The organism is Mucilaginibacter sp. UYP27, from assembly GCF_040547175.1.
In the GTDB taxonomy this organism is placed as follows: Bacteria; Bacteroidota; Bacteroidia; order Sphingobacteriales; family Sphingobacteriaceae; genus Mucilaginibacter.
Genome location: NZ_JBEPPE010000001.1, coordinates 815,502 through 841,851 on the forward strand (window position 1 = coordinate 815,502; position 26,350 = coordinate 841,851).

22 protein-coding genes are annotated in these 26,350 nt (G+C 44.8%); 19 read left to right on the top strand and 3 right to left on the bottom strand.

Going from position 1 to position 26,350, the window contains the following annotated elements; all coding sequences use genetic code 11:
- Positions 1-75: 75 nt before the first annotated feature.
- From ABIB39_RS03630 to pgl, 10 genes are all read left to right on the top strand, one after another.
- Entirely contained in the window at positions 76-2,406 is a 2,331-nt protein-coding gene (locus tag ABIB39_RS03630; protein ID WP_354427390.1) for a glycoside hydrolase family 3 protein, read from the top strand.
- A gap of 58 nt (positions 2,407-2,464) precedes the next feature.
- Complete coding sequence (locus ABIB39_RS03635; protein WP_354427391.1) at positions 2,465-4,000, top strand: carboxylesterase/lipase family protein; 1,536 nt, start codon at positions 2,465-2,467, stop codon at positions 3,998-4,000.
- Between the two features lie 231 nt (positions 4,001-4,231).
- Positions 4,232-4,987, top strand: a complete 756-nt coding sequence (locus tag ABIB39_RS03640) for an ROK family protein (protein WP_354427392.1) — start codon at positions 4,232-4,234, stop codon at positions 4,985-4,987.
- A 15-nt stretch (positions 4,988-5,002) separates the two neighbouring features.
- Positions 5,003-7,009 carry a transketolase gene (gene tkt / locus ABIB39_RS03645; RefSeq protein ID WP_354427394.1) on the top strand — a complete coding sequence of 669 codons (2,007 nt, stop codon included), beginning with the start codon at positions 5,003-5,005 and terminating at the stop codon, positions 7,007-7,009.
- 78 nt (positions 7,010-7,087) lie between these two features.
- Complete coding sequence (rpiA, locus tag ABIB39_RS03650) at positions 7,088-7,786, top strand: ribose 5-phosphate isomerase A (RefSeq protein ID WP_354427395.1); 699 nt, start codon at positions 7,088-7,090, stop codon at positions 7,784-7,786.
- Positions 7,787-7,915: 129 nt separating this feature from the next.
- The gene (gene tal / locus ABIB39_RS03655) at positions 7,916-9,010 is read left to right on the top strand and encodes a transaldolase (RefSeq protein ID WP_354427396.1); all 1,095 of its coding nucleotides are present in this window, start codon (positions 7,916-7,918) and stop codon (positions 9,008-9,010) included.
- Between the two features lie 5 nt (positions 9,011-9,015).
- Positions 9,016-9,660: an HAD family hydrolase gene (locus tag ABIB39_RS03660; protein ID WP_354427398.1), complete on the top strand. Its 645-nt coding sequence runs from the start codon at positions 9,016-9,018 to the stop codon at positions 9,658-9,660.
- Positions 9,641-11,068: an NADP-dependent phosphogluconate dehydrogenase gene (gnd, locus tag ABIB39_RS03665; protein ID WP_354427400.1), complete on the top strand. Its 1,428-nt coding sequence runs from the start codon at positions 9,641-9,643 to the stop codon at positions 11,066-11,068. The genes ABIB39_RS03660 and gnd overlap by 20 nt, the downstream gene beginning before the upstream one ends.
- 111 nt (positions 11,069-11,179) lie before the next feature.
- A complete protein-coding gene (gene zwf, locus ABIB39_RS03670) occupies positions 11,180-12,697 on the top strand; it encodes a glucose-6-phosphate dehydrogenase (protein WP_354427401.1) in 1,518 nt (505 codons plus the stop codon).
- 90 nt (positions 12,698-12,787) lie between these two features.
- On the top strand, positions 12,788-13,507 hold the full coding sequence (gene pgl / locus ABIB39_RS03675) for a 6-phosphogluconolactonase (RefSeq protein ID WP_354427403.1): 720 nt from the start codon (positions 12,788-12,790) through the stop codon (positions 13,505-13,507).
- 711 nt (positions 13,508-14,218) lie between these two features.
- On the opposite strand, the gene ABIB39_RS03680 is transcribed toward pgl, so the two are convergent.
- A complete protein-coding gene (locus tag ABIB39_RS03680) occupies positions 14,219-15,319 on the bottom strand; it encodes a reverse transcriptase domain-containing protein (protein WP_354427405.1) in 1,101 nt (366 codons plus the stop codon).
- Positions 15,320-15,754: 435 nt separating this feature from the next.
- Between ABIB39_RS03680 and ABIB39_RS03685 the strand changes: the two genes are divergently transcribed.
- Positions 15,755-16,885 (top strand): WYL domain-containing protein, encoded by a 1,131-nt coding sequence (locus ABIB39_RS03685; RefSeq protein ID WP_354427406.1) that lies wholly within the window; start codon positions 15,755-15,757, stop codon positions 16,883-16,885.
- Between the two features lie 123 nt (positions 16,886-17,008).
- Here ABIB39_RS03685 and ABIB39_RS03690 read toward each other — a convergent pair whose 3' ends face one another.
- Complete coding sequence (locus ABIB39_RS03690) at positions 17,009-18,337, bottom strand: FAD-dependent oxidoreductase (protein WP_354427408.1); 1,329 nt, start codon at positions 18,335-18,337, stop codon at positions 17,009-17,011.
- An 82-nt stretch (positions 18,338-18,419) separates the two neighbouring features.
- On the opposite strand from ABIB39_RS03690, the gene ABIB39_RS03695 reads away from it, so the two are divergent.
- The 8 genes from ABIB39_RS03695 to ABIB39_RS03730 all read left to right on the top strand — a co-directional run bounded on the left by ABIB39_RS03695 (position 18,420) and on the right by ABIB39_RS03730 (position 25,004).
- Entirely contained in the window at positions 18,420-18,953 is a 534-nt protein-coding gene (locus tag ABIB39_RS03695) for a YfiT family bacillithiol transferase (RefSeq protein WP_354427409.1), read from the top strand.
- Positions 18,954-19,245: 292 nt separating this feature from the next.
- On the top strand, positions 19,246-19,581 hold the full coding sequence (locus tag ABIB39_RS03700; protein ID WP_354427411.1) for a tRNA-binding protein: 336 nt from the start codon (positions 19,246-19,248) through the stop codon (positions 19,579-19,581).
- Positions 19,578-19,952 (top strand): SdpI family protein, encoded by a 375-nt coding sequence (locus ABIB39_RS03705; RefSeq protein WP_354427413.1) that lies wholly within the window; start codon positions 19,578-19,580, stop codon positions 19,950-19,952. Before ABIB39_RS03700 ends, ABIB39_RS03705 begins: the two co-directional genes overlap by 4 nt.
- Positions 19,952-20,425, top strand: a complete 474-nt coding sequence (locus ABIB39_RS03710; protein ID WP_354427414.1) for a nucleoside deaminase — start codon at positions 19,952-19,954, stop codon at positions 20,423-20,425. The genes ABIB39_RS03705 and ABIB39_RS03710 overlap by 1 nt, the downstream gene beginning before the upstream one ends.
- A 165-nt stretch (positions 20,426-20,590) precedes the next feature.
- On the top strand, positions 20,591-21,202 hold the full coding sequence (locus ABIB39_RS03715) for a superoxide dismutase (RefSeq protein ID WP_354427416.1): 612 nt from the start codon (positions 20,591-20,593) through the stop codon (positions 21,200-21,202).
- An 84-nt stretch (positions 21,203-21,286) separates the two neighbouring features.
- Positions 21,287-22,285, top strand: a complete 999-nt coding sequence (locus ABIB39_RS03720; protein ID WP_354427418.1) for a zinc-binding dehydrogenase — start codon at positions 21,287-21,289, stop codon at positions 22,283-22,285.
- A gap of 235 nt (positions 22,286-22,520) precedes the next feature.
- Positions 22,521-23,981, top strand: a complete 1,461-nt coding sequence (locus ABIB39_RS03725; protein WP_354427420.1) for an amino acid permease — start codon at positions 22,521-22,523, stop codon at positions 23,979-23,981.
- Positions 23,982-25,004 carry a 2Fe-2S iron-sulfur cluster-binding protein gene (locus ABIB39_RS03730; RefSeq protein WP_354427422.1) on the top strand — a complete coding sequence of 341 codons (1,023 nt, stop codon included), beginning with the start codon at positions 23,982-23,984 and terminating at the stop codon, positions 25,002-25,004.
- A 166-nt stretch (positions 25,005-25,170) separates the two neighbouring features.
- Here the strand turns inward: ABIB39_RS03730 and ABIB39_RS03735 are convergent, their stop codons facing one another.
- Positions 25,171-26,349, bottom strand: a complete 1,179-nt coding sequence (locus tag ABIB39_RS03735; RefSeq protein WP_354427423.1) for a PepSY-associated TM helix domain-containing protein — start codon at positions 26,347-26,349, stop codon at positions 25,171-25,173.
- Position 26,350: the final 1 nt, after the last annotated feature.

Here is a 26,350-nt window from a genome sequence, read left to right on the forward strand (position 1 = left end):
GCAATGCATTGTGTTGAAAACCAATTATTAAATAGCCTAAAAGCTAAATCTACCTGTATTTAATAGAAATAGTTTATGAAAAAAAATTATCTAATGCTGCTTGCGTTGCTCCCTGCACTTGCGTCGGCGCAAACAAAATGGACCGAAACCAAAAATGGCGATGTTGCTTTTATAACCAATAAAGGTGGCCGTAGCCTGGGTTATTCAACCGCATCGGGTGTTAAAATAATTACGGTTGACGGCCTGGCCTTTAAAGATCTTAACAAGAACGGTAAGCTTGATAAGTATGAAGACTGGCGTTTGCCCGTCGATGTACGCGCTAAAGACCTCGCCTCTAAACTTAGCGTAGAGCAAATTGCAGGTTTGATGCTATACAGCCGGCACCAAATGATCCCGTCTATCCCGGTTGGGCCGTTTGCCGGCACTTATGGTGGTAAACCTTTTTCAGAAAGTGGTGCTAACCCGTATGACCTTTCAGACCAGCAAAAACAATTCCTTTCAAAAGATAATGTGCGCCACGTGCTGGTAACATCGGTACAAAGCCCGGAAGTTGCCGCAAAGTGGAATAACAATGTGCAGGCATTTGCCGAGGGAACAGGCTTAGGCATCCCGGCCAATAACAGTTCAGACCCACGCCACGGCACCGTTGCCACTGCCGAATTTAACGCCGGTGCCGGCGGTACTATTTCCATGTGGCCTGGCTCATTGGGCATGGCTGCTACATTTGACCCTGCCGAAACGCAAAAATTTGGTAATATAGCCGCGCAAGAGTATAGGGCATTAGGTATAGCCACGGCATTATCCCCACAGGTTGATATCTCTACAGACCCACGATGGAACCGTGTAAGCGGCACCTTTGGCGAAGATCCGCAGCTATCGGCAGATATGGCAAGGGCTTATATAGATGGTTTCCAAACATCAACAGGGGTTAAAGAACTAAACAATGGCTGGGGCTACAATAGTGTTAATGCCATGGTAAAACACTGGCCGGGTGGTGGTGCGGGCGAAGGCGGCCGTGATGCGCATTACGGCTTTGGCAAATACGCCGTTTACCCCGGCAAAAATTTTAACGAAGCTTTGATACCTTTTACACAAGGCGCGTTTAAGCTTAATGGTAAAACAGGTATGGCTGCTGCTGTGATGCCCTACTATACCATCAGCTTTAACCAGGATACCAAGAACCACGAAAATGTGGCTAACAACTATAACAAATATATTATTACCGACCTGCTGCGTAACAAATACCATTATGATGGTGTAGTTTGTACCGATTGGCTGGTAACCGGCGACGAAACAGTGATCAACAGTTTCCTATCCGGTAAATCATGGGGGATGGAGAAAGCTACCATTGCCCAACGCCACTACAAAATATTGATGGCCGGTGTTGACCAATTTGGCGGTAACAATGATGCCGCGCCCGTATTAGAAGCCTACCAAATGGGCATAAAAGAGCACGGCGAAGCGTTTATGCGCGCCAGGTTTGAGCAATCTGCGGTGCGTTTGTTAAGGGGGAGTTTCCGCACTGGTTTGTTTGAGAACCCATACCTCGATGTAGCGGTGACCAAGAAAACCGTTGGTAATGCCGAATTTATGAAGGCGGGTTACGATGCGCAATTGAAATCGATAGTGATGCTGAAGAATAAAGCCAACGTGCTGCCTTTGCAAACAGGTAAGACGGTTTATGTGCCTAAAAAGTTCATCCCAGCAGGTAAAAACTTCATGGGGATGCCTTATCCGGAAAAGCTGGAGTACCCGGTGAATATGGAGATCGTTAAAAAATATTTTAAAGTGACCGAGAATGCTGATGAGGCCGACTACGCCCTGGTATTTATTGCCAGCCCGATTGGCCGTGGTGGGTATGATGAGGCTGATGCCAAAGCAGGCGGTAATGGTTACCTGCCGGTATCTTTACAATACGGCAAATACACCGCCGAAACTGCCCGCGAAATCAGCCTGGCTGGTGGTGACCCGCTTGAGAAATTCACCAACCGCAGCTACAAAGGCAAATCAGAAACATCAACCAACACTACAGATCTGGCGATGGTGAACGATACTTACGCCAAAATGAAGGGCAAACCGGTTATTGTATCGGTAAACATGAACAACCCAATGGTTTTTGGCGAGTTTGAAAAAAACGCCAATGCCATTATCGCTGATTTTGGTGTACAGGGCCAGGCGAGTTTGGATATCCTAACAGGTAAGGCAGAACCATCGGCTTTATTGCCATTGCAGATGCCTTTGGATATGAAAGTTGTAGAAGCCCAATATGAAGATGTACCGCACGATATGAAATGCTACACAGATTCGGAAGGCCATGTATATGATTTTGCCTACGGCCTAAACTGGAAAGGCGTTATTAAAGATGCCCGCACAACCAAATACAGTAAACCTACCGTAAAACTGTAAATTTCATTACAAGGGGTGGCAACTTTTAAATGTTGCCACCCCTTAATATACCATAAATATGAAACACACCCTCACCTTATCCTTATTGCTGATCGCGGCATCATCCGCTTTTGCACAAACCACATTTAAAACTGTTAAAACAAACGCGGGCTTAATATCGGGGACGGTTAGCGAGGATAAAAGCGTCAATATTTTCAAAGGTATACCTTTTGCCGCGCCTCCCGTTGGCGATTTGCGTTGGAAAGCGCCCCAACCTGTAATACCATGGGCCGGCGTAAAAGAATGTACCGATTTTGCCAAAAGCCCTATACAGGGCAAGCCGAATGAGTTTGGCGTTTACACCCGCGAGTTCCTGATCAAAGACGAACCCCTAAGCGAAGATTGCCTTTACCTAAATGTTTGGACGTGCGCTAAAGCCACTACCGAAAAACGCGCGGTTATGGTGTGGATCTACGGCGGTGGCTTTGTAAGCGGCGGCACCAATGTGCCTATTTACGATGGCGAAGCACTGGCAAAAAAAGACATTATCCTGGTAAGCGTCCCCTACCGGGTAGGCATCCTGGGTTTCCTGGCCCACCCCGAATTGACCAAAGAATCGCCTAACCATGCATCAGGCAACTATGGGCTGATGGATATGGTGGCAGCTTTAAAATGGGTTAAACAAAATATCGCTGCATTTGGCGGCGACCCTAATAATGTAACCGTAGCAGGGCAATCGGCGGGTTCAATGGCTGTGAACAGCCTGGTTGCATCGCCATTGGCTAAAAGCCTTTTCAATAAAGTCATTGCCGAGAGCGGGGCCGCTTTTCTTGCCGGTCCGTTTGGTGGTACAACCTTAAAACAAGCAGAAGAGATGGGCGTAAAAACTGCCGATAAACTTGGTGCAAGGTCTTTAGCAGACCTGCGTAAACTTCCTGCTGATGATCTGTTAAAGCAATTTGGCGGTCGCCCGATAGTTGATGGCTACGTTTTACCGCAAAGTATCGCTGCAACATTTGCTGCAAATAAACAGAACCAGGTGCCCGTATTAACAGGCTGGAATGCCGACGACGCGTTTATAGGTAAGCTAAGAAACGGCATAGATTATCGCGCTGATGCGCAAAAAAAATACGGGGCCAAGGCCGCTGCATTTCTAAAACTATATCCCGCCAAGACTGATGAAGAGGCCAAGGAATCGCAGATCGCTATCTCGCGCGACCAAACGTTCGGTACGCAAAACTATACCTGGGCTAAGGTGCAAAGCGCCAAAGGCAAAGCAAAGGTTTACCTGTACCGCTTTACCCGCCGCCTGCCCGCTACCGAAGATTTTAAAAAGTACGGCGCGTTTCATACCGGCGAAGTAGCCTACGTATTCAACAATCTCAAATTCCTGAACCGCCCCTTTGAACCGGTGGATCATGAGCTGGCAAACACCGTATCGCAATACTGGGTAAATTTTGTTAAAACGGGTAACCCCAATGGTTATCATTTGCCCTTATGGCCTGCGTATAATAGTACAGCAACAAAAACCATGTATTTAGGTGAGGCACCTGTCGCGAAATCCTTAGCCGACAAAGCAGCATTGGAATATATGGTGAAGGATATGACGAAGTAATTCCGTTGCCTAAATGTCATAAAACTGCGTCTGTAAAAACCCTACAGCTTTAAATGAGTTGGTACTACAAGGTGTTTGTGACAAAAGTAACACAGGCATTACATATATATTATTCGTATACAGTTTATTTGGCGTTTAATATTATAGCTGAATAGTATCTATTTATTATTTAAAATGTGATATTTACAGCGCGATACCTGAATACTTGTTCAACACATTATCACCGGTTCTATGAAAACTACTCCTTCTACGTTAAAGATCCTTTCCATTGATATCGGTGGCTCAAGTATCAAGGCTACAATTCTGAACAGCAAAGGTGACCTTACCATGGATTACAAAAAAACAGCCACCCCAAAACCGGCCAATCCGGATAATGTGGTTAAGGCTATTAATACCTTGGTTAAAGGGTTCCCGGCTTATGATAAAATTTCGGTAGGCTTCCCCGGTTATGTCCGTAACAGCATTGTTAAAACAGCGCCAAACCTGGGTAACGATTACTGGAAAGACGTTGACTTCAGCAAAAAATTAGAAGCCGACCTTGGTAAGGAAACCAAGGTAGTGAATGATGCCGACATGCAGGGCCTCGGCGTTGTGAGCGGCAAAGGTTTAGAGATGGTAATTACGCTGGGCACCGGTTTTGGTACGGCGCTGTTAATGGACGGCCACTTATTACCACACCTGGAAGTATCTCATCACCCCGTATCAAAAGGCCGCGATTATGACGAATATATTGGCGATAAAGCACTTGACGAGATAGGCGAAAAGAGATGGAACCGACGTATCAAAAAAGTTTTTGATATTTTAAAAACCGTATTCAATTACGACTATTTATATATAGGCGGCGGTAACTCAGATCTGCTTGACTTTAAGCTGGATAAAAACATGAAAATAGTAACCAATGCCGATGGCATTAAAGGCGGGGCTAAATTGTGGCAGGAAGATAAACATCCGGTTACACACACAGCAATGGCAACCCCAACAAAATAATAATTAAGTATAGCAATGGAAAAAGAAAACAAAGAACTTGAACAATTAGCGATCGACACCGTAAGGGTCCTTTCGGCAGATGCAGTACAAAAAGCAAACTCGGGCCACCCGGGCACAGCAATGGCTTTGGCGCCAATGGGCCACGTACTTTGGACCAAGTTTTTAAACTATAACCCAAAAAACCCTGATTTTGCAAACCGCGACAGGTTCATACTTTCGGCAGGCCACGCTTGTATATTACAATACAATTTTTTGTATTTGACCGGTTACGATCTTTCATTAGATGATATCAAGCAATTCCGCCAGTTAAACAGCAAAACTGCGGGCCACCCGGAATACGGATTGGCGCCGGGTGTTGATGTTACCACCGGCCCTTTAGGCCAGGGTTTTGCAAACGCTGTTGGTTTTGCCATCGCCCAAAAACACTTGGCGGCACGTTACAACAAACCGGGTTTCGACCTTTTCAACTACAATATCTACACTATCTGTAGCGATGGCGATATGATGGAAGGTGTAACTTCTGAGGCGGCTTCATTAGCAGGTCACTTACAGTTGGGCAACCTTATCTATTTATACGATGATAACCACATCTCTATCGAAGGCAGTACAGATATTGCCTTTAACGAAGATGTGAGCGCACGTTTCCGCGCATACGGCTGGCATGTACAGGACCTGCCGGATGTGAACGATACCCATGCCTTAGAGTTAGCGATCATCAACGCTAAAACCGAAACACAAAAACCATCGCTGATCCGCGTTCGTTCGCTTATCGCTTACGGTAGCCCTAACAAATCGGGTACCGCTGGTTCGCACGGTTCTCCGCTAGGTCCAGACGAAATCAAATTGGTAAAAGAATACTTTGGTTTCGATCCTGAAAAATCATTCGAAGTACCTGCCGAAGTATTAAAATACTACAACGAAAAAGGCGCACGCGGCGAAAAGGTCGAAGCTAAATGGAACGAACTATTTGTTAAATACAAAGAGAAATTCCCTGAGTTAGCTGCCGAATACGAAGCTGCATTTGCAGGCGAATTGCCAAAAGGCTGGGCAGATAAATTGCCTGTATTTAAAGGCAGCGATCCTAAAATGGCTACCCGCCAGGCATCAGGTAAAGTGTTGAACGCGGTTGCTGCAAGCTTGCCAAACTTAATTGGTGGTGCTGCGGATCTTGCGCCATCTACAGAAACCAATTTAAAAGATTTTGATTCATTTACCTCAGAGAACAGGAGCGGCCGCAATTTCCACTTTGGGATCCGCGAGCATGCCATGGGTTCGGCATTAAATGGTATGGCCTTAACAAAAGGCTTGTTACCATTTGGCGCAACCTTCCTGCAATTTGCAGATTATATGCGCCCGCCGATTCGTTTGGCGGCCATCATGAAAATTAGCCCGATCTTCGTTTATACACATGATAGTATCGGTTTAGGTGAAGACGGAACTACCCACCAACCGGTAGAGCATTTGTCATCACTGCGTGCAATCCCTAACGTTACGGTTATCCGCCCTGCGGATGCAAACGAAACCGCCTTTGCATGGAAAGTAGCTATCGAGAAAAAAGGTGGCCCAACTGTATTGGTGTTTACCCGCCAGGGATTACCTATCCTTGACCAGGACAAATATGGTAAAGCTGCCGACCTTGAAAAAGGCGCGTACATTTTATCAGAAGCCAGCAAAAATGTTGATTTGATATTGATGGCAACCGGTTCTGAAGTTGCTTTGATCATGGATGCACAGGCCCAGTTAGAGAAAGACGGTATCTCTACCCGCGTGGTAAGTATGCCATCTTGGGAGTTGTTTGAAAAACAGGACGCCGCTTACAAAGAGAAAGTATTCCCTAAAACAAGCCGCAAACGTTTGGCAGTAGAAATGGCATCCCCAATGGGATGGCGTAAATACACCACCGACGAAGGCGACATGCTGGGTATGACCACCTTTGGTGAAAGCGCCCCGGCAGAAGACCTTTACAAACACTTCGGTTTTACAATTGAAAACGTAGTTAAAAGAGCGAAAGCGCTTTTGTAAGACATTAGTATCAAGTAGCAAGTACATAGATTTTTCTTTGTCTTGCTACTTGATACTAACTACTTGATACTAATCAAAATGGATAGTTTAATCAGTAACCTCCAATGGTCGTCACAGATCATCAACCCTGCCGGTAAGCAAAAGGTAGCGCAGCAGGTTGCTGCTATGGTTAAGGATGGTGATGTACTTGGCGTGGGCTCGGGTTCTACTGTTTATATGGCCTTGCTTGCTATATCCGAAAGGATAAAAACCGAGGGCTTAAATGTGTTGGCTATCCCAACATCGTTAGAGATAACGATGTTTTGCAGCAAGCTGGGTATCCCGCTTACTACTTTGTTTGAGCATACCCCCCATTGGTTGTTTGACGGCGCTGACGAGGTTGACCCGAACAATTGGCTGATAAAAGGCCGCGGCGGGGCGATGTTTAAAGAGAAGTTATTGATCAGAAGCAGTCGGCTGAATTACATAATTGTCGACGAGAGCAAGCTGGTGTCAAAATTAGGGACAAACTTCCCGGTTCCGGTTGAGGTTTATCCGCAGGCATTATTGCACGTAGAGGCCGAAATAAAAAAAATCGGCGCCAGCAGCATTGTGTTACGACCGGCAAAGGGCAAGGACGGGCCCATAGTTACCGAGAATAATAACCTGATCCTCGATTGTAGTTTCAACGAGATAAACGACAGCTTGGAGCGGGATATAAAGGCAATAACAGGAGTAATAGAAAGTGGCTTATTTATAGGCTATAACCTGCAACTGTTAACGGCAGAAAACGACTAATAATTTGTGACGTAAGCCTAACCTAATAAGGAGATTAAGATTACACTATCGGTTACTATAAACGCCAAATTTGTGCGGCAAACTAATTAAATAAAAATACAATTAAAAACCACCATACATACATTTATCATGGCAAACAACGTAAAACAAATACATGATTTCGGCCAAAGCATCTGGCTTGATTTTATTGACCGCGAGATAATTAAAAGCGGAAATTTGCAAAAATTAATTGATGAGGATGGGGTACGCGGCGTAACCTCAAACCCAGCTATTTTTGAGAAAGCAATTTCAAGCAGTTCTGACTATGATGCTGATATTGCAACATATGGTAAAGATGGCGGAACTACAGAAGAGTTGTTTTTTAAATTAGCTATAAAAGATATCCAGGCAGCTGCCGACCTTTTTGACCCTTTATATAATGAAGGCGTTGTTGGTGCAGATGGTTATGTAAGTTTAGAGGTGTCGCCATTTTTGGCGTTAGATGCCGAAGGTACTGCCAAACAAGCCGAGTTACTTTGGAAACAGGTTGACCGCAAAAACGTAATGATCAAGATCCCGGGTACTAAACCTGGTTTAAAAGCCATACGCGAATCTATAGGTAAAGGCATCAACATTAACGTTACTTTATTATTCGGTTTAGAGCGTTACGAGGAAGTTACCGAAGCTTACATCTCCGGTTTAGAAGACCACTTAGCCGCAGGCCATAACATCGAGCACATATCATCAGTAGCAAGTTTTTTCTTAAGCCGTATTGATGTGGTTGTTGACCCGTTATTGCAGGAAAAAGGCGAAAACGGCCTTGTTGGCGAAGTTGCCATCGCGTCAGCTAAAAAAGCATACGAAATTTACAAAAGGGTGTTCAGTACAGATCGTTGGAAAGCGTTAGAAGCTAAAGGCGGTAAACCACAACGTTTGCTTTGGGCAAGTACAGGCAGTAAAAACCCTGCGTTTAAAGATACCAAATACGTTGAAGCCCTTATTGGCCCGGACACTGTTGATACCGTTCCGTTAGAAACTATCGAAGCCTTCCGCGACCATGGTATTGCAGCCGATACATTGATATTAGGATTAGACCAGGCTACAGAAACTTTAGGCCGATTAAAATCCTTCGGTATCGACCTTGATAAAATCACCCAGGACCTGGAAGACGAAGGCATTGAGAAATTCAATAAGCCATTTGAAAAATTGCTGAAAGCTATCGAAGAACAAAAAGCTAAAGTATAAACATTGTGGAAGCTTCATCGGTAAAAGTCCTGTTTTTTGATATTGGCGGTGTGCTGCTTACCAACGGCTGGGGGCACGAATCCCGGCAGGAGGCCGCCCGGCTATTTGGGCTGGACTATAAAGAGTTGAGTGAATTGCACACGTTTATATTTAATGTGTACGAAGCATCTGGTGTTGACCTGGAAGAGTACCTGGACACCGTTATCTTTAACCATCCGCGCGATTTTACACGCGAGGATTTTAAAAACTTCATGTTCAAGCAATCGAAAGAATTGCCTGATATGTTAAAATGGTTAAAGGAATGGAAAAAAGATTGTGGTTTCCGGATCATCGCCATTAACAACGAGGGCAAGGAACTGAATGATTACCGTGTGAAAAAGTTTAAGCTGCACGAGGTTTTTGACGCGTTTGTGTCTTCCTGTGAAGTGAAGATCCGGAAGCCGGACCCAGCCATATTTAAACTTGCAATGGGTATTGCCCTTGCTACGCCACAGGAATGTGTTTACTTTGACGACCGCAAGATGTTTGCACTGGCCGCCGATAAATTGGGCATGGAGGCCCATCAGCATACCTCCTTTGAAGAAACAAAAGAAATATTAGAAAATTTAAAGAAAGAAAACCTCAAAAAACATGAGCGCAACAACAGATAAATATGCCTTTGGCATGATAGGCTTAGGTGTAATGGGCCGTAGCTTATTACTCAACATGGCCGACCATGGTTTTGCAGTAGCAGGGCACGATAAAGATGTAGCCAAGGTAGATTCGCTGAACAAAGAGGGCGGCGACCTGCAAGTAAAAGGTTTTTTAGACGTTAAAGAATTTATACAAAGCCTTACCACGCCGCGTGCCATTATGATGCTGGTGCCTGCAGGCAAACCTGTAGATAGCGTTATTGCAGAACTTTCTCCACTTTTAGATAAGGGCGATATTTTAATTGATGGCGGTAACTCGCACTTTACCGATACCAACCGCCGTGTTGAGGAACTGGAGGCTAATGGCCTGCACTTCTTTGGGATGGGTGTATCAGGTGGTGAAGAAGGCGCGCGCCGTGGCCCAAGCATGATGCCGGGTGGCGATAAAGACGCCTACGCTGTAATGAAACCGATATTTGAAGCCATTGCCGCTAAGGTTGATGGTGTGCCATGTGTAACTTATATAGGCCCCGGTGCGTCCGGTCACTTTGTGAAGATGGTGCACAACGGTATCGAGTACGGTATTATGCAGTTATTGGCCGAGACCTACGAGATCATGAAAAAAGGTTTGAAAATGGATGGCGATGCTATTGGTAAGGTATTTACCGACTGGAATAATGGTCGCCTGCAATCGTTCCTTTTAGATATTACAAAGGATATTTTCGCCTTTAAAGCACCCGGAACCGACCACCTATTGTTAGACGACATCAAAGATGAAGCCCGTGCAAAAGGTACCGGTAAATGGACATCGCAAAGCGCGATGGACCTGCAGGCACCTATCCCAACGGTTGATGCCGCTGTTGCCATGCGCGATCTTTCTAAATACAAAGCACTTCGTACCAAAGCAGCAGACATCTACAGCAAAGATGAGAACCAGACTTTCGACGGCGGGGTAGATGAGCTTTTAGCTTCTTTAGAACAAGCCTTCTACTTCACCATGATCATCAGTTACTCGCAGGGTATGCACATGCTGTCGCTTGCATCTGCCGAGTACAAATACGAATTGAAACTTGACGAGATCGCCAAGATCTGGAGGGGTGGATGTATCATCCGTTCTAAATTCCTGGAAAACATTTACGGCGCGTACGGTAAGGATAAAAACCTGGAGCACCTACTATTAGATAGCGATGTAGCCGAAATAGTTAAGGGTACACTTCCGGGCATCCGTAAGGTGATATCATCTGCGGTTAACGCGGGTATTGCCATACCGGCTTATGCGGCATCGTTAGAGTATTTTGACAACTTCCGTAACGAGCGTATGCCATCAAACTTAACCCAGGCACAACGCGATTACTTTGGCGCGCACACTTACGAACTGATTGGCAAAGAAGGTACTTTCCACACGCAGTGGGCACAGAGCAGTTAGTATAAAGTATATAGTATCTAGTATCACGACTTGGAAGCATATTATTGCCGACGCACATCTTGATACCTGATACTAACTACTTGATACAGATAAAACTTAGAACATACTAAAATGAGTAACAATAGCACAAAACCGGAACCAACCATATTTATCATATTTGGTGGTACGGGCGATTTAAATTCCCGCAAAATTGCGCCGGCGCTTTACAACCTTTTTTTAGATGGATGGTTGCCAAAGCAGTTCTCTATCATTGGTACGGGCCGTACAAAACTAACTGACGAGCAGTTTAGAAAAAATTTGCATGCCGACATTGACCAATTCTCGCGCAGCGGTAAAGCCGACGCCAAGAAATGGGAAGAGTTTGAAAAAAGCATTTATTACCAGGTATCTGATGCTACCGACGCCGAAACCTACAAAGAATTTGGTAAACGGATAGACGCGCACAACGCCGAGTGGAAAACCACCGCGAACGTATTGTTCTACCTTGCCGTAGCACCAAACTTCTTCCCTATAATTGCCTCGAATATTTCTAAAGCCAAATTAGCTGAAGATAAAAATAAGGTAAGGATCATCATTGAGAAACCATTTGGTCACGATTTAGAAACTGCCAAAGAGCTTAACGAATTGCTGAAAGGTATTTTTGATGAGTGCCAGATCTACCGTATAGATCATTACCTGGGTAAAGAAACTGTACAAAATATTATGGCCTTCCGCTTTGCCAACTCCATTATGGAGCCGTTGTGGAACCGTAATTATATCGAACACGTACAGATCTCGGTTACCGAGCAGTTAGGCGTGGAAGAGCGTGGCGATTACTACGATGGCTCGGGCGCTATGCGCGATATGATCCAGAACCACTTGCTGCAATTACTTTGTACAATAGCGATGGAACCGCCGGTAAGTTTTAACGCGGATGAAGTGCGCGACCGTAAGGTTGATGTGCTAAAATCAATGCGCAAGTTTACTCCTGAGGACGTACGTAACTCGGCCGTTAGGGGCCAGTACGGCAGCGGATGGATGAAAGGCCAGGAAGTGCCCGGCTATCGCGAGGAAGGTAAAGTAGACCCGCAAAGTAATACCGAAACTTTTGCCGCTATCAAGTTTTTCGTGGATAACTGGCGTTGGCAGGGTGTGCCGTTTTACCTGCGTACAGGTAAACGCATGCACCAATCGTCGTCGGTTATTACCATACAGTTTAAGGATGTGCCCCACTTGGTATTCCCTGCCGAGGCTACCGAAAGCTGGCAGCAAAACCGGCTGATCATTAGTATCCAGCCGGAGATGAGTATCCGTTTACAGGTACAGGCCAAACGCCCCGGTATAGATATGGTGCTGAACGCCGTTGATATGGTGTTCGATTACAAAGGCACCTACACCAACCAGGCACCGGAGGCTTATGAGACTTTGATACTGGATACCATGCTGGGCGACCAAACCCTGTTTATGCGTGGCGATCAGGTAGAAGCTGCATGGGAACTGGTGATGCCGATACTAAACACCTGGCAAAACAAAAAGAGCCTTAATTTCCCTAATTATAGTGCCGACTCATGGGGCCCTGAATCTGCCGAGGCACTGATTGCCCGCGACGGTTACAACTGGTTCACCCTGCCGGTAAATGGCAACAAATAATTTTAATTTGAAGATTTGAAAATGCGCTAATTTGAAGATTAGATCGGTACATTTTCAAATCTTCAAATTACCTAATCTTCAAATTAAAATATGAAGCTGAATATATTTAAAACGGATACCGAAGTACTGGCTTCTTTAGCCAAATACTTCGCCGATACAGCCAAACACGCCATTGAGGCTAACGACCGCTTTAGTGTAGCGCTTAGCGGCGGCAGTTCGCCAAAGAAACTGCACGAGTTGTTGGTAAGCGAGTACCGCGATAAAATTGAGTGGGATAAGGTATTTTTCTTTTTTGGCGATGAGCGCGATGTACCCTTAACCGATTCGCAAAGCAATTACCTGATGGCCAAGCAAACCTTGTTTGACCCGTTGGGGATAGATCCCTCGCATGTTTACGCGGTGCAAACTGCACTGGGTGCCGAAGAAGCCGCCAAGGATTATACCCGCCACCTCATTGGTTTTTTTGACGGCGAAAACGCGAGTTTCGATTTGATCATATTAGGCCTTGGCGATAACTCGCACACGGCATCGTTGTTCCCGCATACTGCTGTATTGACAGAGGAAAGCGCATCGGTGCAAGCCTTATATATCGACGAGGTAAAAATGAACCGCATTACCTTTACCGCCCCACTGATCAATAACGCGCATCATACCGCGTTCCTGGTGTATGGCGCAGGCAAGGCAGAGGCCGTAAAACATATCCTCGAAGACCCAAAAGACATACAGGAGTACCCCGCCCAACTCATAACAGGCACCGACCTCCAATGGTTTATGGATGAACCGGCAGCAAGTAAACTGCAAAACAAATAACAAGAAAGCCTCCGCAATGCGGAGGCTTTCTTGTTTAGATAAAAAGGCATTTTTCATCCCAAATGTTCACGTTCACGGCCGTGAACGCCGCAGGTTTTTTGTAATAGCCTAATTATCAACAAATTAATAAAATCACCATGGTGTCAATATGCTGCCACCACGGGATTGCATAAAATTTATAAGCAGCAGTTCCCCTCTTGAGAGGGGTTAGGGGTGTGTATACAGCCGCTGTACTGCTCTATCTGTTGCTTAACCGATCTCTACATCGTAGTTGGTATTTACTTACAGCCTGTTGAAAGATTGTTCTATGGCGTTTTACTTGATTTAATAACATGGGTTCATTCATTATCTTGGCTGCACGTTTACCGTAACTAAAATAGTTACTTTTAAATTTTTGTGGCTTAAGTTCTGATACATATACGTATTTGCCAAATCTATTTGGTTGCAGCTTTTTAAATCTTCTTTCTGTTGACTTTTTATCCAGGTTGACATTGGTGTAAAGTCGATACAATCTACGTTTAAACAAGGCATCGTTTAATTCAGGCCGTTTGTTTTCTGAAAGTACTGCTCTCCGAGTTCTACTTTTAACAGCAAAAATCATTCGTCTATAAAACTTTGCTAAATTTGCGGATTTAATTAAAGTTTTATAGCCATAATATTCAAAGCCAAGATACGTCAGAGGTATGTCTTTCTTGAGTTCACCATTTTGTACTAAACTCCCGGTTGTTCGTGAAGAACCATTCGCCTGTAATTCCTTGAATACCTAAACTCTTCCGTTTTTTCACTACTAATTGTCACAGCGCTATCTAAAATGGTTTGTATAACGAAGTTTTTTATTTCTTCTTTTTGAGTGTAATCACAGATTACTATTATATCATCGGAATACCTTCTATAGAAGCCATTTGACTTGATAACCACTTCATCAAAAATATTTTCATCAAATTTTAACAAATACAGATTTGCTAAAGTTGCACTTATCGGTAATCCCTGAGGAATGCCAATCGTTTGATCCAAATTATTTCTAAATTGATTTTTATAAACTTTTAACCTGCCGACTTTTATTTCATTTCTTAACTCCTTTGGATTTTCAAAAAATGCGGAAATATTATTTTGCCTAATTTCTGCCAGTCTTTTTTCATCAAATCCACTCTTTTTACCACGTTTGCTCGGATTTATTCGTAAATCATTTTTTAGTATAAACGAAAACCGAGTTGCCGCCTTAAACACATTGTAATGATCAGGTGACAACGTGTCAACACTCATCAAATTTTTCCAAGCTTTTTTTAGGATACTATGATCCATGCTGCTAAAGAATTTCTCTATGTCAAACTTTAAAACACAACAGTTATTGATTGATCTTTTATTAATTTCTTCAAAAACTTCATGAGCAAAATGTATCGTACTTTTATATTTCCCTTTTTTGCTGGGATCTTCAACACGTCTGTATGCAGTTACACAGTCGGCTAATCCAATTTTATCCGACAGAACTTTTAGATATTTATCTTGAAGGATTTCACCGTAATAGCCAAAAATCATAGAATCGATATGTGTGGCATAGTGTAAAGGTCGTTTCTTAGAATTGCTTTTGCCTTTAAAAGAATGCGCTCGTTCTGACTGAGCTTTATCAATGCGCTTATAACGTCTTTCAACGATTTCAGTATGAATTAAGGGGAAAAAGCAATGTTTAAAAACAAACTCTGGGTTATTAACTTTTCCTAAAATTTCGCCTCTTTCAGCATTTACGTCTATCTGCTTAGTCAGGTGTAAGTAACCACGATTTTTTAGCCAAGTTGATTTGTTCTTGAATTTCATTTAAATAAGGACTTCGGATTAACTGGCGTATCAGATTTTTAGTCGCATACACTTTACAAGCTGACCGTTACCCAATTTCTTGAGTCACGCCAAAAAATCCAATAATATAATCTATCAAGTAAATAACACTGTAACAACAATGAAATCGATGCTAAGGGTATTAAACATAATAACTATATTTGTGAACCGTCTAACCTTAGGTATTCAACTCGTGAGCATGCTCATTTGCTTTGTACCTTATATTTATAATCAACGGCAGGTGATTAACCCGCAGCCGGCTTATAAGTTCGGTTATGACAATCTACATCCCATATGCGCTAACCTGCATATAGTGCTCCATAAAAATTACAGATTGGTCAATTCCAGTTGCAAACAATATCCTTTATCCGAAGTCCCATCCAAAGATATTATATTTGGTTAATTTAATCTAACCTTATGCCCAAATTTTCTATTGGAAATGTTGTGTCGTTTAGTACACATCCTTTTATTGCTACAACTGCCGATATCGTTATAAGTGGAGAACATTTAATGTTACCCCCTATGATGGTTATTATAGAAGTAACAGATCATGAGCCGTTTTTGTCTGAATCAGCGTATCAAAATAAATATACATGTTTATGGTATTCTACTAAACAAAATAAATTTAAAGAAGATAATTTTATTGAGTCGGACTTAAAACTCATAGAAGCAGGGTCCACTGAATCAAATGAAATAAGTATCGGAAACCATGTAGCGCTTAAAACCCTGGGAATTGAATTAGGAAAGCGTAGAAGTTTTTTACAAGCGGAAACTAATCAGTCAGGTGCATTGAAAAAAATAAATTCAACCAATGCATTATTAAGTTTTATAAGTCCGATTATGTTAGTCACGGATATCAAACCTTTTGATGTCAAAAAAATTGAGAAAGGTACAACGACTAAAAAACATAAAAAAATTTACCCTCAAAATTTAGTTAAGTGTAAATGGTTTGACGCTATAGCTGAAAAGTGGTCGGAATTGCTAATGCCTCAAGATGCTTTAATAATTTTACCTGAAGTAAACGATAAGTTAATAGCTCGGATGGTAGAAAGTATATCCAATAAAACCTTTTTAAACCTAAACGGTATCCTATATAAACCCACACAATTATCTAATCGCAGTGGGACATATTTTGTTTCTGGGTTCAATTATATTTCACAACAAGAACACTCCTTTAATCTAAATGAAATATCTTCCATTAAGAAAATAGACTTGCTGTACTTAGCACATGCGCCTTTTTATACTTTAAGAAAAAAGAAAGGTAGTAAGGTGTTGAAATTGATTAAAAGTAATTTTGAATTAATTAAAAAGGCAATTGAAAGAAAAAAGAAAAACTATTTAACTTTAAAATACAAAGATAAATGGGATAATATAACGGTTAGGACAGTAAGCGACTATGAACTGATTTTAGGGGATAATATTTTAGATATTGGAGGCGATATGATTTATTATTTAAAAGCTTACTGCCATTTCAGAGACGCGACAAGACATTTTAAATTGGACGGTATTTTAGAAATTCAAGAACTAAATCTCCGAATAATTAAGTAACCCTATTATGGTAGTATTAGTTCGTGACTTCCTCGCTAAACCAGATAGCAACGTATAATCCGTTTGCTAACGGAGGGGCTATCGAGTACAAAAGCACCACAACCATACTTTTCTAAAAATAATTTAATTCACCAGCCTGCCGCTTATATCAATTTTACGGGCAAAGGGGTTTAGGAAGCGGTTGGCCAGTACGGCGAATTCGCGGCGGGTTATAGGGCGGTTGGGGTTAAAGTCGGTAGGGAAATGGTAGTAGTTTTTCCATGTTTTTTGGAAGCCCTCCTGCAGGTTTTCGGGGTCGCGTAGGGTCATCTCGCTTATGTAGCTGAGCAGGTTGGCTATGGTGAATAGCTCGCCCGGCTGTTCCCTGTTAAACCACAGGAACGAGCGGGAATAGATCTCGTTCAAAAAGAGCTTTATCTCGGCGGTACGCACCAGTGTATCGGGCACAAACAAAACCTGCGCGCTGTTGCCGTTAACCTTTTGGATGCCTTGCAGCAGGCCCGTTGCGCCAACCTGTTGTATGGCGCGGTAGTCGCGGTCGGTAGTTTTAATGTCGGCAAAGGGCACCAGCATCCCTTTATGGTCCAATATCTCGCCCTGTATAACTCGCGGGCGCAGGTTTTTGGTAGTGGTGTTAAAAAACACGCAATAGGCGGCGGTAGCACCAACGCCCTGCCCAAGCGCCATCTGCACGGCGGGATCGGTAAGGCCCACGGCCTCTCCGGTGATCAGCAGGTTCTCCTGGTCTTTAACCACCACAGCCCCCAGCGGGATGCAGTAGGCTGCCAAGAGCGGGGATTTCTTTCCGGGCAAGGCATCGCCCACGGCAATGCTGGTTCGGTACAGTTGCGAAACGCTTGCTTCGGGCGGGTAAGGCGTGTACATATCATTCAAAACCCTTTGCGTCTCGCCACTCTTTAAGCCCGCTGCCCTAACCACATCGCCAGGTTCGGTAGCATCTACAACCAATTTGGCTTTAATGGTAACGGGCCTGCCGTTGATGGTCGCGGTAACTATCCAGCCCGTGCCGTCCTTTTTAAGAGCGTTAAAAGGGGCATTCATTTTTACGGTGAGGTTCTTCACCGTATCGGTCATTTTTTTGAGGATGGCCGCGCCAGTGGCCGGTTCAAAAACAAGCGGCGCGTTGCGGGTGGTATCGTAACCAGGGCGCAGTTTGTAAAATTGGCGGATGTGTTCCCTAAATTCGGCATAAATGCCGGATGCTAAATTGCGGTTGCCTTGCAGTGTGCACATGCCGCCGCTGGTCATGCTGCCGCCAAGCCGGGCGCCTTGTTCAATCAGCATGGTTTTTACGTTGCTGCGCGCGCTTTGTATGGCCGCCGCCACACCGCTTGCCCCGCCGCACACCACCAAAACATCGGTGCGGATGGTTTCGGCAAAGCCTGCCGCGCATTTTAAGAGCAGTACTATTAGCAGTAATTTTTTGAGCATCGTAAGGCGAAATAACTGTAAAACGCTAATTTAGGCCAATTACTTGTTCAACCACAAAATTTATAACATATCCATCAAACACATGCTTACAGACGAAGAAATGCGTTACCCCATAGGCAAATTTGTGCCGCCCGTATCTTATACCGAGCAGGACATGCGCCAATGGACCCACGATATTGCCACTTTGGCGGGCCGCATCCGCGAGGCTATTTTAGGCCTTACTTATGAGCAGTTAGACACCCAGTACCGCACCGGCGGGTGGACGCTGCGCCAGGTTGTGCACCACCTGGCCGATAGCCACATGAACTCGCTTTGCCGTTTTAAGCTGGCCCTTACCGAGGATAACCCCACCATAAAACCATATGACGAAGCCGGTTGGGCCATCCAGGCAGATTACCGCCTGCCGGTGGAGCCATCGCTAAAAATGCTCGACGGCATCCACCAGCACATGATAGCCCTGTTCGAATCTTTTACCGAGGACCAGTGGAGCCGCACTTTCGTACACCCCGAGAGTGGCAGTGTAACACCTTTGAAAAAGAACCTGGCTTTGTATGCATGGCATGGTAACCACCACCTGGCGCATTTAACGGAAACGGTGAAGAAGTTGAAAGGATAGGACGCCTCACCCAAACCCTCTCCGAAGATAGCCTCACCCAAACCCTCTCCGAAGGAGAGGGCTTAAAAATACAGCGCATTTAGCCCTCTCCTTCGGAGAGGGCGGGGGGAGAGGTTTCTTTTGGGCGTTGCCTGCGGCCCGGGCTTTCCGCTCATACGCCTGCAGGCCTTAGGCACATGGCCGGTATCCGCTGCAATCCCTAACGCGAATTGATCTTAGCACGTCTTTACGGTACGAAGCAATAACGCGATGGATAAATAACATGGCAATTTTTTTAAATACCTTTGTTATTATGGAAACCATAACCTGGAACGATTTTGAAAAGGTAGAACTGCGTGCCGGTACCATACTGGAAGTGGCCGATTTCCCGGAGGCGAGGAAGCCTGCTTACAAGCTTAAAGTGGATTTTGGCCCGCTGGGGATAAAACAAAGCAGCGCTCAGATCACCAGGCATTATACTAAGGAAGAACTTCCCGGCAAACAGATCATGGGTGTGGTAAATTTCCCAAGGAAACAGATCGCCAACTTTATGTCGGAGTTTTTGGTTACCGGCCTTGCCGACGAGAACGGCGACATTGTACTCACCGCAATTGACAAACGGGTACCCAACGGCAGTAAACTGATATGATATTTGCAAACTGGATAGTAGGCCCGCACCTGATAGGTGTTATATTCCTCCTGGCGGGGCTGATACAAAAACGTTTCCCGCCCAAAGAGATCAACAGTCTTTATGGTTACCGTACCACGCTATCCATGAAAAACCAGCAAAACTGGGACGAAGGTAACCGTTACTCTACCGCGCTTATGATAAAATGCGGGTGGGTATTGGTGATAACGGGCATAATCATTACAAGTTTATTTATGCTTATACCGATAAGCCCCGAAGCGCGTACCCTTACTAAAATCATTTTAATGCTGGCAAGCGCTTTCGCTACCGCCATTATACTGTTTAAGGTAACCGACAAACATCTAAGAAACACATTTGACCAAACTACCTGATGCGATACGTAACATTTGGAGATGAGCAGCCCGCCATCTCTCCCGATGATTTTTTTATGAACGAGGCCCTGAAGGAGGCCCGCCAGGCCTTGCAGGAAGATGAGATCCCTATTGGTGCCATTGTGGTTTGCAAAGGGCAGATTATCGGCCGCGGCCATAACCTTACCGAGCGCCTTAACGATGTAACCGCCCATGCAGAAATGCAGGCCCTTACCGCGGCGGTAAATTCTATGGGTGGCAAATACCTGCCCGAGTGCACGCTGTATGTTACCATGGAGCCCTGCGTAATGTGCGCCGGCGCGAGCTACTGGTTCCAGGTGGGCCGGATAGTTTTTGGCGCTTATGATGTTCAGCGCGGCTTCGGCAGGCTTAACCAAAGCATCACCCACCCCAAAACCCTCATCACCGGCGGCATCCACGAAAATGAGTGCTCGCAGTTAGTGAAGGATTTTTTTAAAGGGAAGAGGAAGTAGATAATAGCCTATGGTTGATAGTTTATAGTAGGGAGATGCCATGAACTATCAACCATAAACCAATTGCTCTTAACAAAAACTTGACATTGATATAGAACAAAAACATACCTCAACCCTTATATTTGTTCCATCACGAAAACGTTTAACCTTTAAATTTTTAATATTATGGCATTTACACTACCGGCGTTACCCTACGCTACCGATGCTCTGGAACCACACATTGATAAAGCTACTATGGAAATTCACCATGGCAAGCACCACCAGGCTTATGTTACCAACTTAAACAAAGCTTTAGAAGGTAAACCGGAGGCTGATGGTAAAATTGAAGACATCATCAAAAATATATCAAAATTTGCACCTGCAGTACGTAACAACGGTGGCGGCCACTATAACCACACCATGTTCTGGACATTGCTTTCTCCAAGCGGTGGCGGCGAGCCTACAGGTGCCTTGGCCGATGCTATTAAAAGCACTTTCGGTTCGGTTGCTGATTTTAAAACCAAAGTGAACGAAGCCGGTGCAACCCGTTTCGGATCTGGCTGGGCATGGCTTATTGTTACTGCCGATAAAAAACTGGCTGTTACATCAACCCCTAACCAGGATAACCCTTTAATGGATGTAGCCGAAGTAAAAGGCACCCCAATTTTAGGTATCGATGTTTGGGAGCACGCGTACTACTTAAAGTACCAAAACCTGCGCCCGGCATACTTAACCGCTATCTGGAATGTAATTAACTGGAACCACGTTTCAGAATTATATACAAAAGCTATCGCTTAACTAGCGCAAGCCTTTTATATTTAAAAGCGGCAGATTGGAAACAATTCTGCCGCTTTTTTATTTTTACAATCAACTATTACCACCATGAAAGCCATTGTCCTCGAATCCGCAGAAAACCCATTGGTTATAAAAGATGTTGCCAAACCCACACCCGGCCCGGGCGAAGTATTGGTGCAAATAAAAGCCGCCGCCTTAAACCGCCGCGACTGGTGGATTACGCAAGGCAAATACGCCGGTATCAAATACCCAACCATATTAGGTGCGGACGGTGCCGGCATTGTTGCCGAAGCAGGCGAGGGTACAAGCGAGTGGCTGGGTAAAGAAGTGGTCATTAACCCATCCCATAATTGGGGCGAGCACCCGGAATTTCAATCGAAAGAATTTAAAATATTGGGCCTGCCCGAAGATGGCACCCTCGCCGAATACGTATTGGTAAAAGCAGAATATCTTTACCCAAAACCCGCGCATTTAACATTTGAACAGGCTGCGGCTTTGCCTTTGGCGGGGCTAACTGCTTACCGCGCGTTATTCACCAAAGCACATATCAAACAAGGCGATAAGGTATTGGTTGTGGGGGTGGGCGCAGGTACTGGGTCATTTACCTTGCAGTTTGCCTTAGTCGCAGGCGCGCAAGTCTTTGTAACATCGGGCACGGGCGAGAAAATTGAGCAAGCCAAACAACTTGGCGCATCCGCCGGGGTAAACTATAAGGCTCAGGATTGGGCGCAGGAGCTAAAGCACTTTAGCGGTGGTGGTTTTGACATTGTGGTGGATAGCGCCCTCGGCCCCGATTTTAACAAGATCCCGGATTTGTGTAACCCCGGTGGCCGTATCGTATTCTTCGGTGGTACGGCAGGTGACATCCCCGAACTAAATGCCCGCCCCATTTTTTGGAAACAGCTGCAGATCTTAGGAACCACCATGGGCACCCAGGAAGATTTTAAAGCCATGCTTGCTTTGATGAACGAACATAAAATAGTCCCGGTGGTTGATGAGGTGTTCCCGTTTGCGGATGCCAAAAAGGCATTCGATAAAATGGGCGCGGCAAAGCAGTTTGGCAAGTTGGTTATCAAAGTTTCGTAGCCGCAGATTTACTCATCCTGCTGTACTACGTGCGCGCGCCTATCTGCTTCGCAAAAGGTGAGAAAATAATGAAGCTAAACCCTCTTTCCGCGCAGCGAAGAGAGGGTCGACCAGCGTAGCGTTGTCAAGGTGAGTAAATTATGCGATAGTCATAATCACCTCACCTTTTATACTTACACCACTATTAATTAGTGTTTAAATAATAATCCACTAATTTTGTGGACTTTATTTAAACATGATCAAAAAACCCATCGAACTTCTACTGAAAGAATCTGAAGAAGTAGGAGAAAATTCACTTAAACGTTCGCTTGGCCCGGTTAACCTTACCCTCATCGGGATAGGTATTATTATTGGCGCGGGCTTGTTCTCGTTAACAGGCATCGCCGCAGGCCAGCATTCGGGCCCGGCTGTTACTATCTCGTTTTTAATTGCTGCTTTGGGCTGTACGTTCGCGGCATTGTGTTATGCGGAGTTTTCGGCGATGATACCCGTTGCAGGTAGCGCCTATACTTATTCTTATGCCACCATGGGCGAGCTGTTTGCATGGATCATCGGCTGGGATTTGATGCTGGAGTACGCAGTTGGCGCGGCTACGGTAGCTATCAGTTGGTCGCAGTATTTAACTAAGTTTTTATCGTGGTTTGATCTGTACCTGCCCCCGCAGCTTATCCTGTCGCCGTTTGAAACATCTAAAGCCGCCAATGGCGATGTGGTGCGTGGTATTATTAACCTGCCAGCGGCATTAATTGTGGTATTGGTAACCAGTATCATCATCCGCGGTACAAAGGGGTCGGCACTTATCAATGCCATTATTGTAAGTTTAAAGGTTGGCGTGGTGTTGGTATTTATTGCCGTAGGTTGGTCATTCATCAACCCGGCAAACTATCATCCTTACATCCCGCAAAATACGGGCGTTTGGGGTGATTATGGCTGGTCGGGCATACTTAGAGGTGCCGGGCTTGTGTTCTTTGTATTTATCGGCTTTGATGCCGTATCTACCGCCGCGCAAGAGGCTAAGAATCCGCAGCGCAATATGCCTATCGGTATCATCGGCTCGTTAATAGTGTGTACTATCCTGTTTGTGATCTTCGCCCATGTAATGACGGGGATGGCTAATTATAAAGAGTTCATCGGCTCGGGCGCGCCGGTTGCCATCGCTATCGAAAAAACGCATTACCAGTGGTTAAGCAAAGCCATTGTACTGGCGATACTGATCGGTTATACTTCGGTGATATTGGTTGACTTGTTAGGCCAGTCACGCGTGTTCTTCTCTATGTCTAAAGATGGTTTGCTGCCAAAGGTATTTTCTGAGATTCATCATAAATTTCGCACCCCGTGGAAATCAAATATGCTGCTTTGCGGGTTCATATCTTTATTCGCGGCCTTTGTGCCCATCCGCGTGGTGGGCGAAATGACCAGCATTGGCACTTTACTTGCTTTTGTAATGGTATGCGCCGGAGTGCTTATATTGCGTAAGCAACAACCAAACATACACCGCCCGTTTAAAACGCCGTTTATGCCTTTGGTGCCAATATTGGGTATTTTAACCTGTTTTGCCATGATGACGTTTTTACCCGGAGATACCTGGTTGCGGCTGATACTTTGGTTGGGCATAGGTTTGGTAATTTATTTTACCTACGGCAAAAAGAACAGTGTGCTGCGCAAGGCGATGGCAACAAAAAAGAATAATTTATAAATGGCGGGTTTACTTCAATTACGTGTTGATGGAATAAAATGGGAACTACCCGATACAGCCACATTTTATTTGGTGAAGGCTGTTGGTTATAAGCCCGTATATAAAGCCGGGCAATTTATAACGCTGGTATTTGATCATCATAACCAGGAAGTAAGGCGCTCATATTCGTTAAGTTCATCGCCGGATGATGATAGGCTTGCCATCACCGTAAAGCGCATTACAAATGGCGAGATCTCTCGCTTCCTGCTTACTAAAGTTAAGGTGGGCGATGTGCTTAATGTTGCTGAACCTGCCGGCGTATTCACCGTTAAAGAATATGAAGCCAATAAAGACCTGGTATTTTTCGCGGCAGGGAGTGGTATCACTCCAATATTCTCGCAAATTAAATATGTGCTTAATCGCCCCGGCAAAAGCAAACTACATCTAATTTATAGCAGCCAAAGCAAACAAACCGTTTTGTTTAATAACCAACTGAACGAGTTACTGACAAGCTACCCCGAAAGGTTTACTGTTATGTATTTACTTAGCAGCGAAGCCAACCGCCTAACCAACATCCGTGTAGAGCAATTGGTGAACGAACAGCTAACTTTCGATAAACCCAAAGCTGATTTTTACATCTGCGGGCCGTTCACTTATATGCGCATGATAAAGCTAACGCTGATGTACATGGGTATTGAAGCCACAAGTATCCACAAGGAAAACTTTGTATTGGAAACCGTGCCGGTTACCGGCAGCCAAACAAATTATCCGCCCAAAAGTATCCGCATAAACTTTGAAGGCGAAGTGCACAACCTGGTAGCAGGCGAAAACCAATCTATACTACAGGCTGCGTTACAAAACAAGATAAAACTGCCGTATAGTTGCCGTAGCGGGATCTGTTCGGCCTGTGTTGCCTTCTGCAAAACGGGAAAGGTAGAAATGGCGAAGAACGAAGTACTGACAGATGAAGACATAGCCCAAGGCTGGATCCTCACCTGCACCGGGCACGCGTTGACGGATGATGTGGAGGTGGAGTACAGATAGCCGTACTTATTTTGTCATCCTGAGCGATAGCGAAGGATCTAATGTACACCATGCATCTCGGCGATTAGATGCTTCGCTATCGCTCAGCATGACAAAGGCCCACCAAGGCCACAAAGATTAACCTCTGTAGCCTTTGTGGGCCTTCTTAGTGTGCTGTGGTGAAAAATTATAAAGCCTGCACCTGTCTCCTGTGTGTTTTGTGATGCACGGCACCACGTGCCTTGCCTGTTTTTGATTTTGCTTTTTTGCGCTTACCTAACCAGATGATAAACCCGGTTACCGGTAAGCTGGCGCAAATTAAGCTTGCTAAAAACGCGATGATCTTGGTTGTGATGCCACCTATCTGCCCTACGTGGATGTCGTAGTTCATCTCGTTAAGTTTTAGGCCAGGGCTTTTTTTATCGTATGCGTAGGTTTTTAAAAGCTTACCGTTATACTTATCAAATTCGTAACCATTTGCGTTGGAATAATGCATAGATTTTGCATAAGCACCCACCCCTATAGCACCCGACAAAGCCGGATCATTATGGATCAAAAACATTTGGGCCTGTGGCGATTGCTGCCTGGCATGCGCGAACGCGATATCTATAACCGGCAATTTTGCAACCCCGGCTTTTTTAAGCGAATCTGATTTAGGTTCGGTTACTTCATCTTCATAAGTAATACCCCGGCCAACGTTTGCCGTGTTGTAAATGGCCTTGCTTACAGGTTGAAACGCTATTGCCAGGCCGGTTATAGACAGTATAAGCGCGATGGATGTGGCGTAAAAGCCAAGCACGTTATGCAGATCATAATTAACCCTGCGCCAGCGGCCGCCCCACTTAATGGTGAAGCTGCGTTTGCGGTCGCTTTTGCGTTTGGGCCACCAAAGTATAAGCCCGGTAACCATGATCAGCATAAAAATAATAACCGATACGCCTACTATCCATTTGCCAATGGCCGGCGGCAGTAGCAGGTAAAGATGTATGTATTCTACGATGATAAAAAAGTTAGTTTGCGGCTTTTCGTGGTAGGTGATCTTACCGGTGTATGGGTTTAAAAAAACGTATTCAAAACCATCTTTACCCATGTTGGCCAACACACCTGCCGGCCTTTTTGCCCCGTAATAATAAATAAAATCGGGGCTTGCCTTGGGGTATGCCTTTTTAACCTCGCTTATCAGCTGCGATGGCTGTACGTATGGTTTACCGGTATTTTGTACGGTACGGTACCCGTAAAAAGCATCCTGGATCTCGTCCTGAAAGCAGAAAATACAGCCCGTTATACTCACAATAAACACCACAAGCCCTGAAATAAATCCGAGCCAGCGGTGGCAAAAAAGTAGTACTTTTTTAAAAGGGGTCATG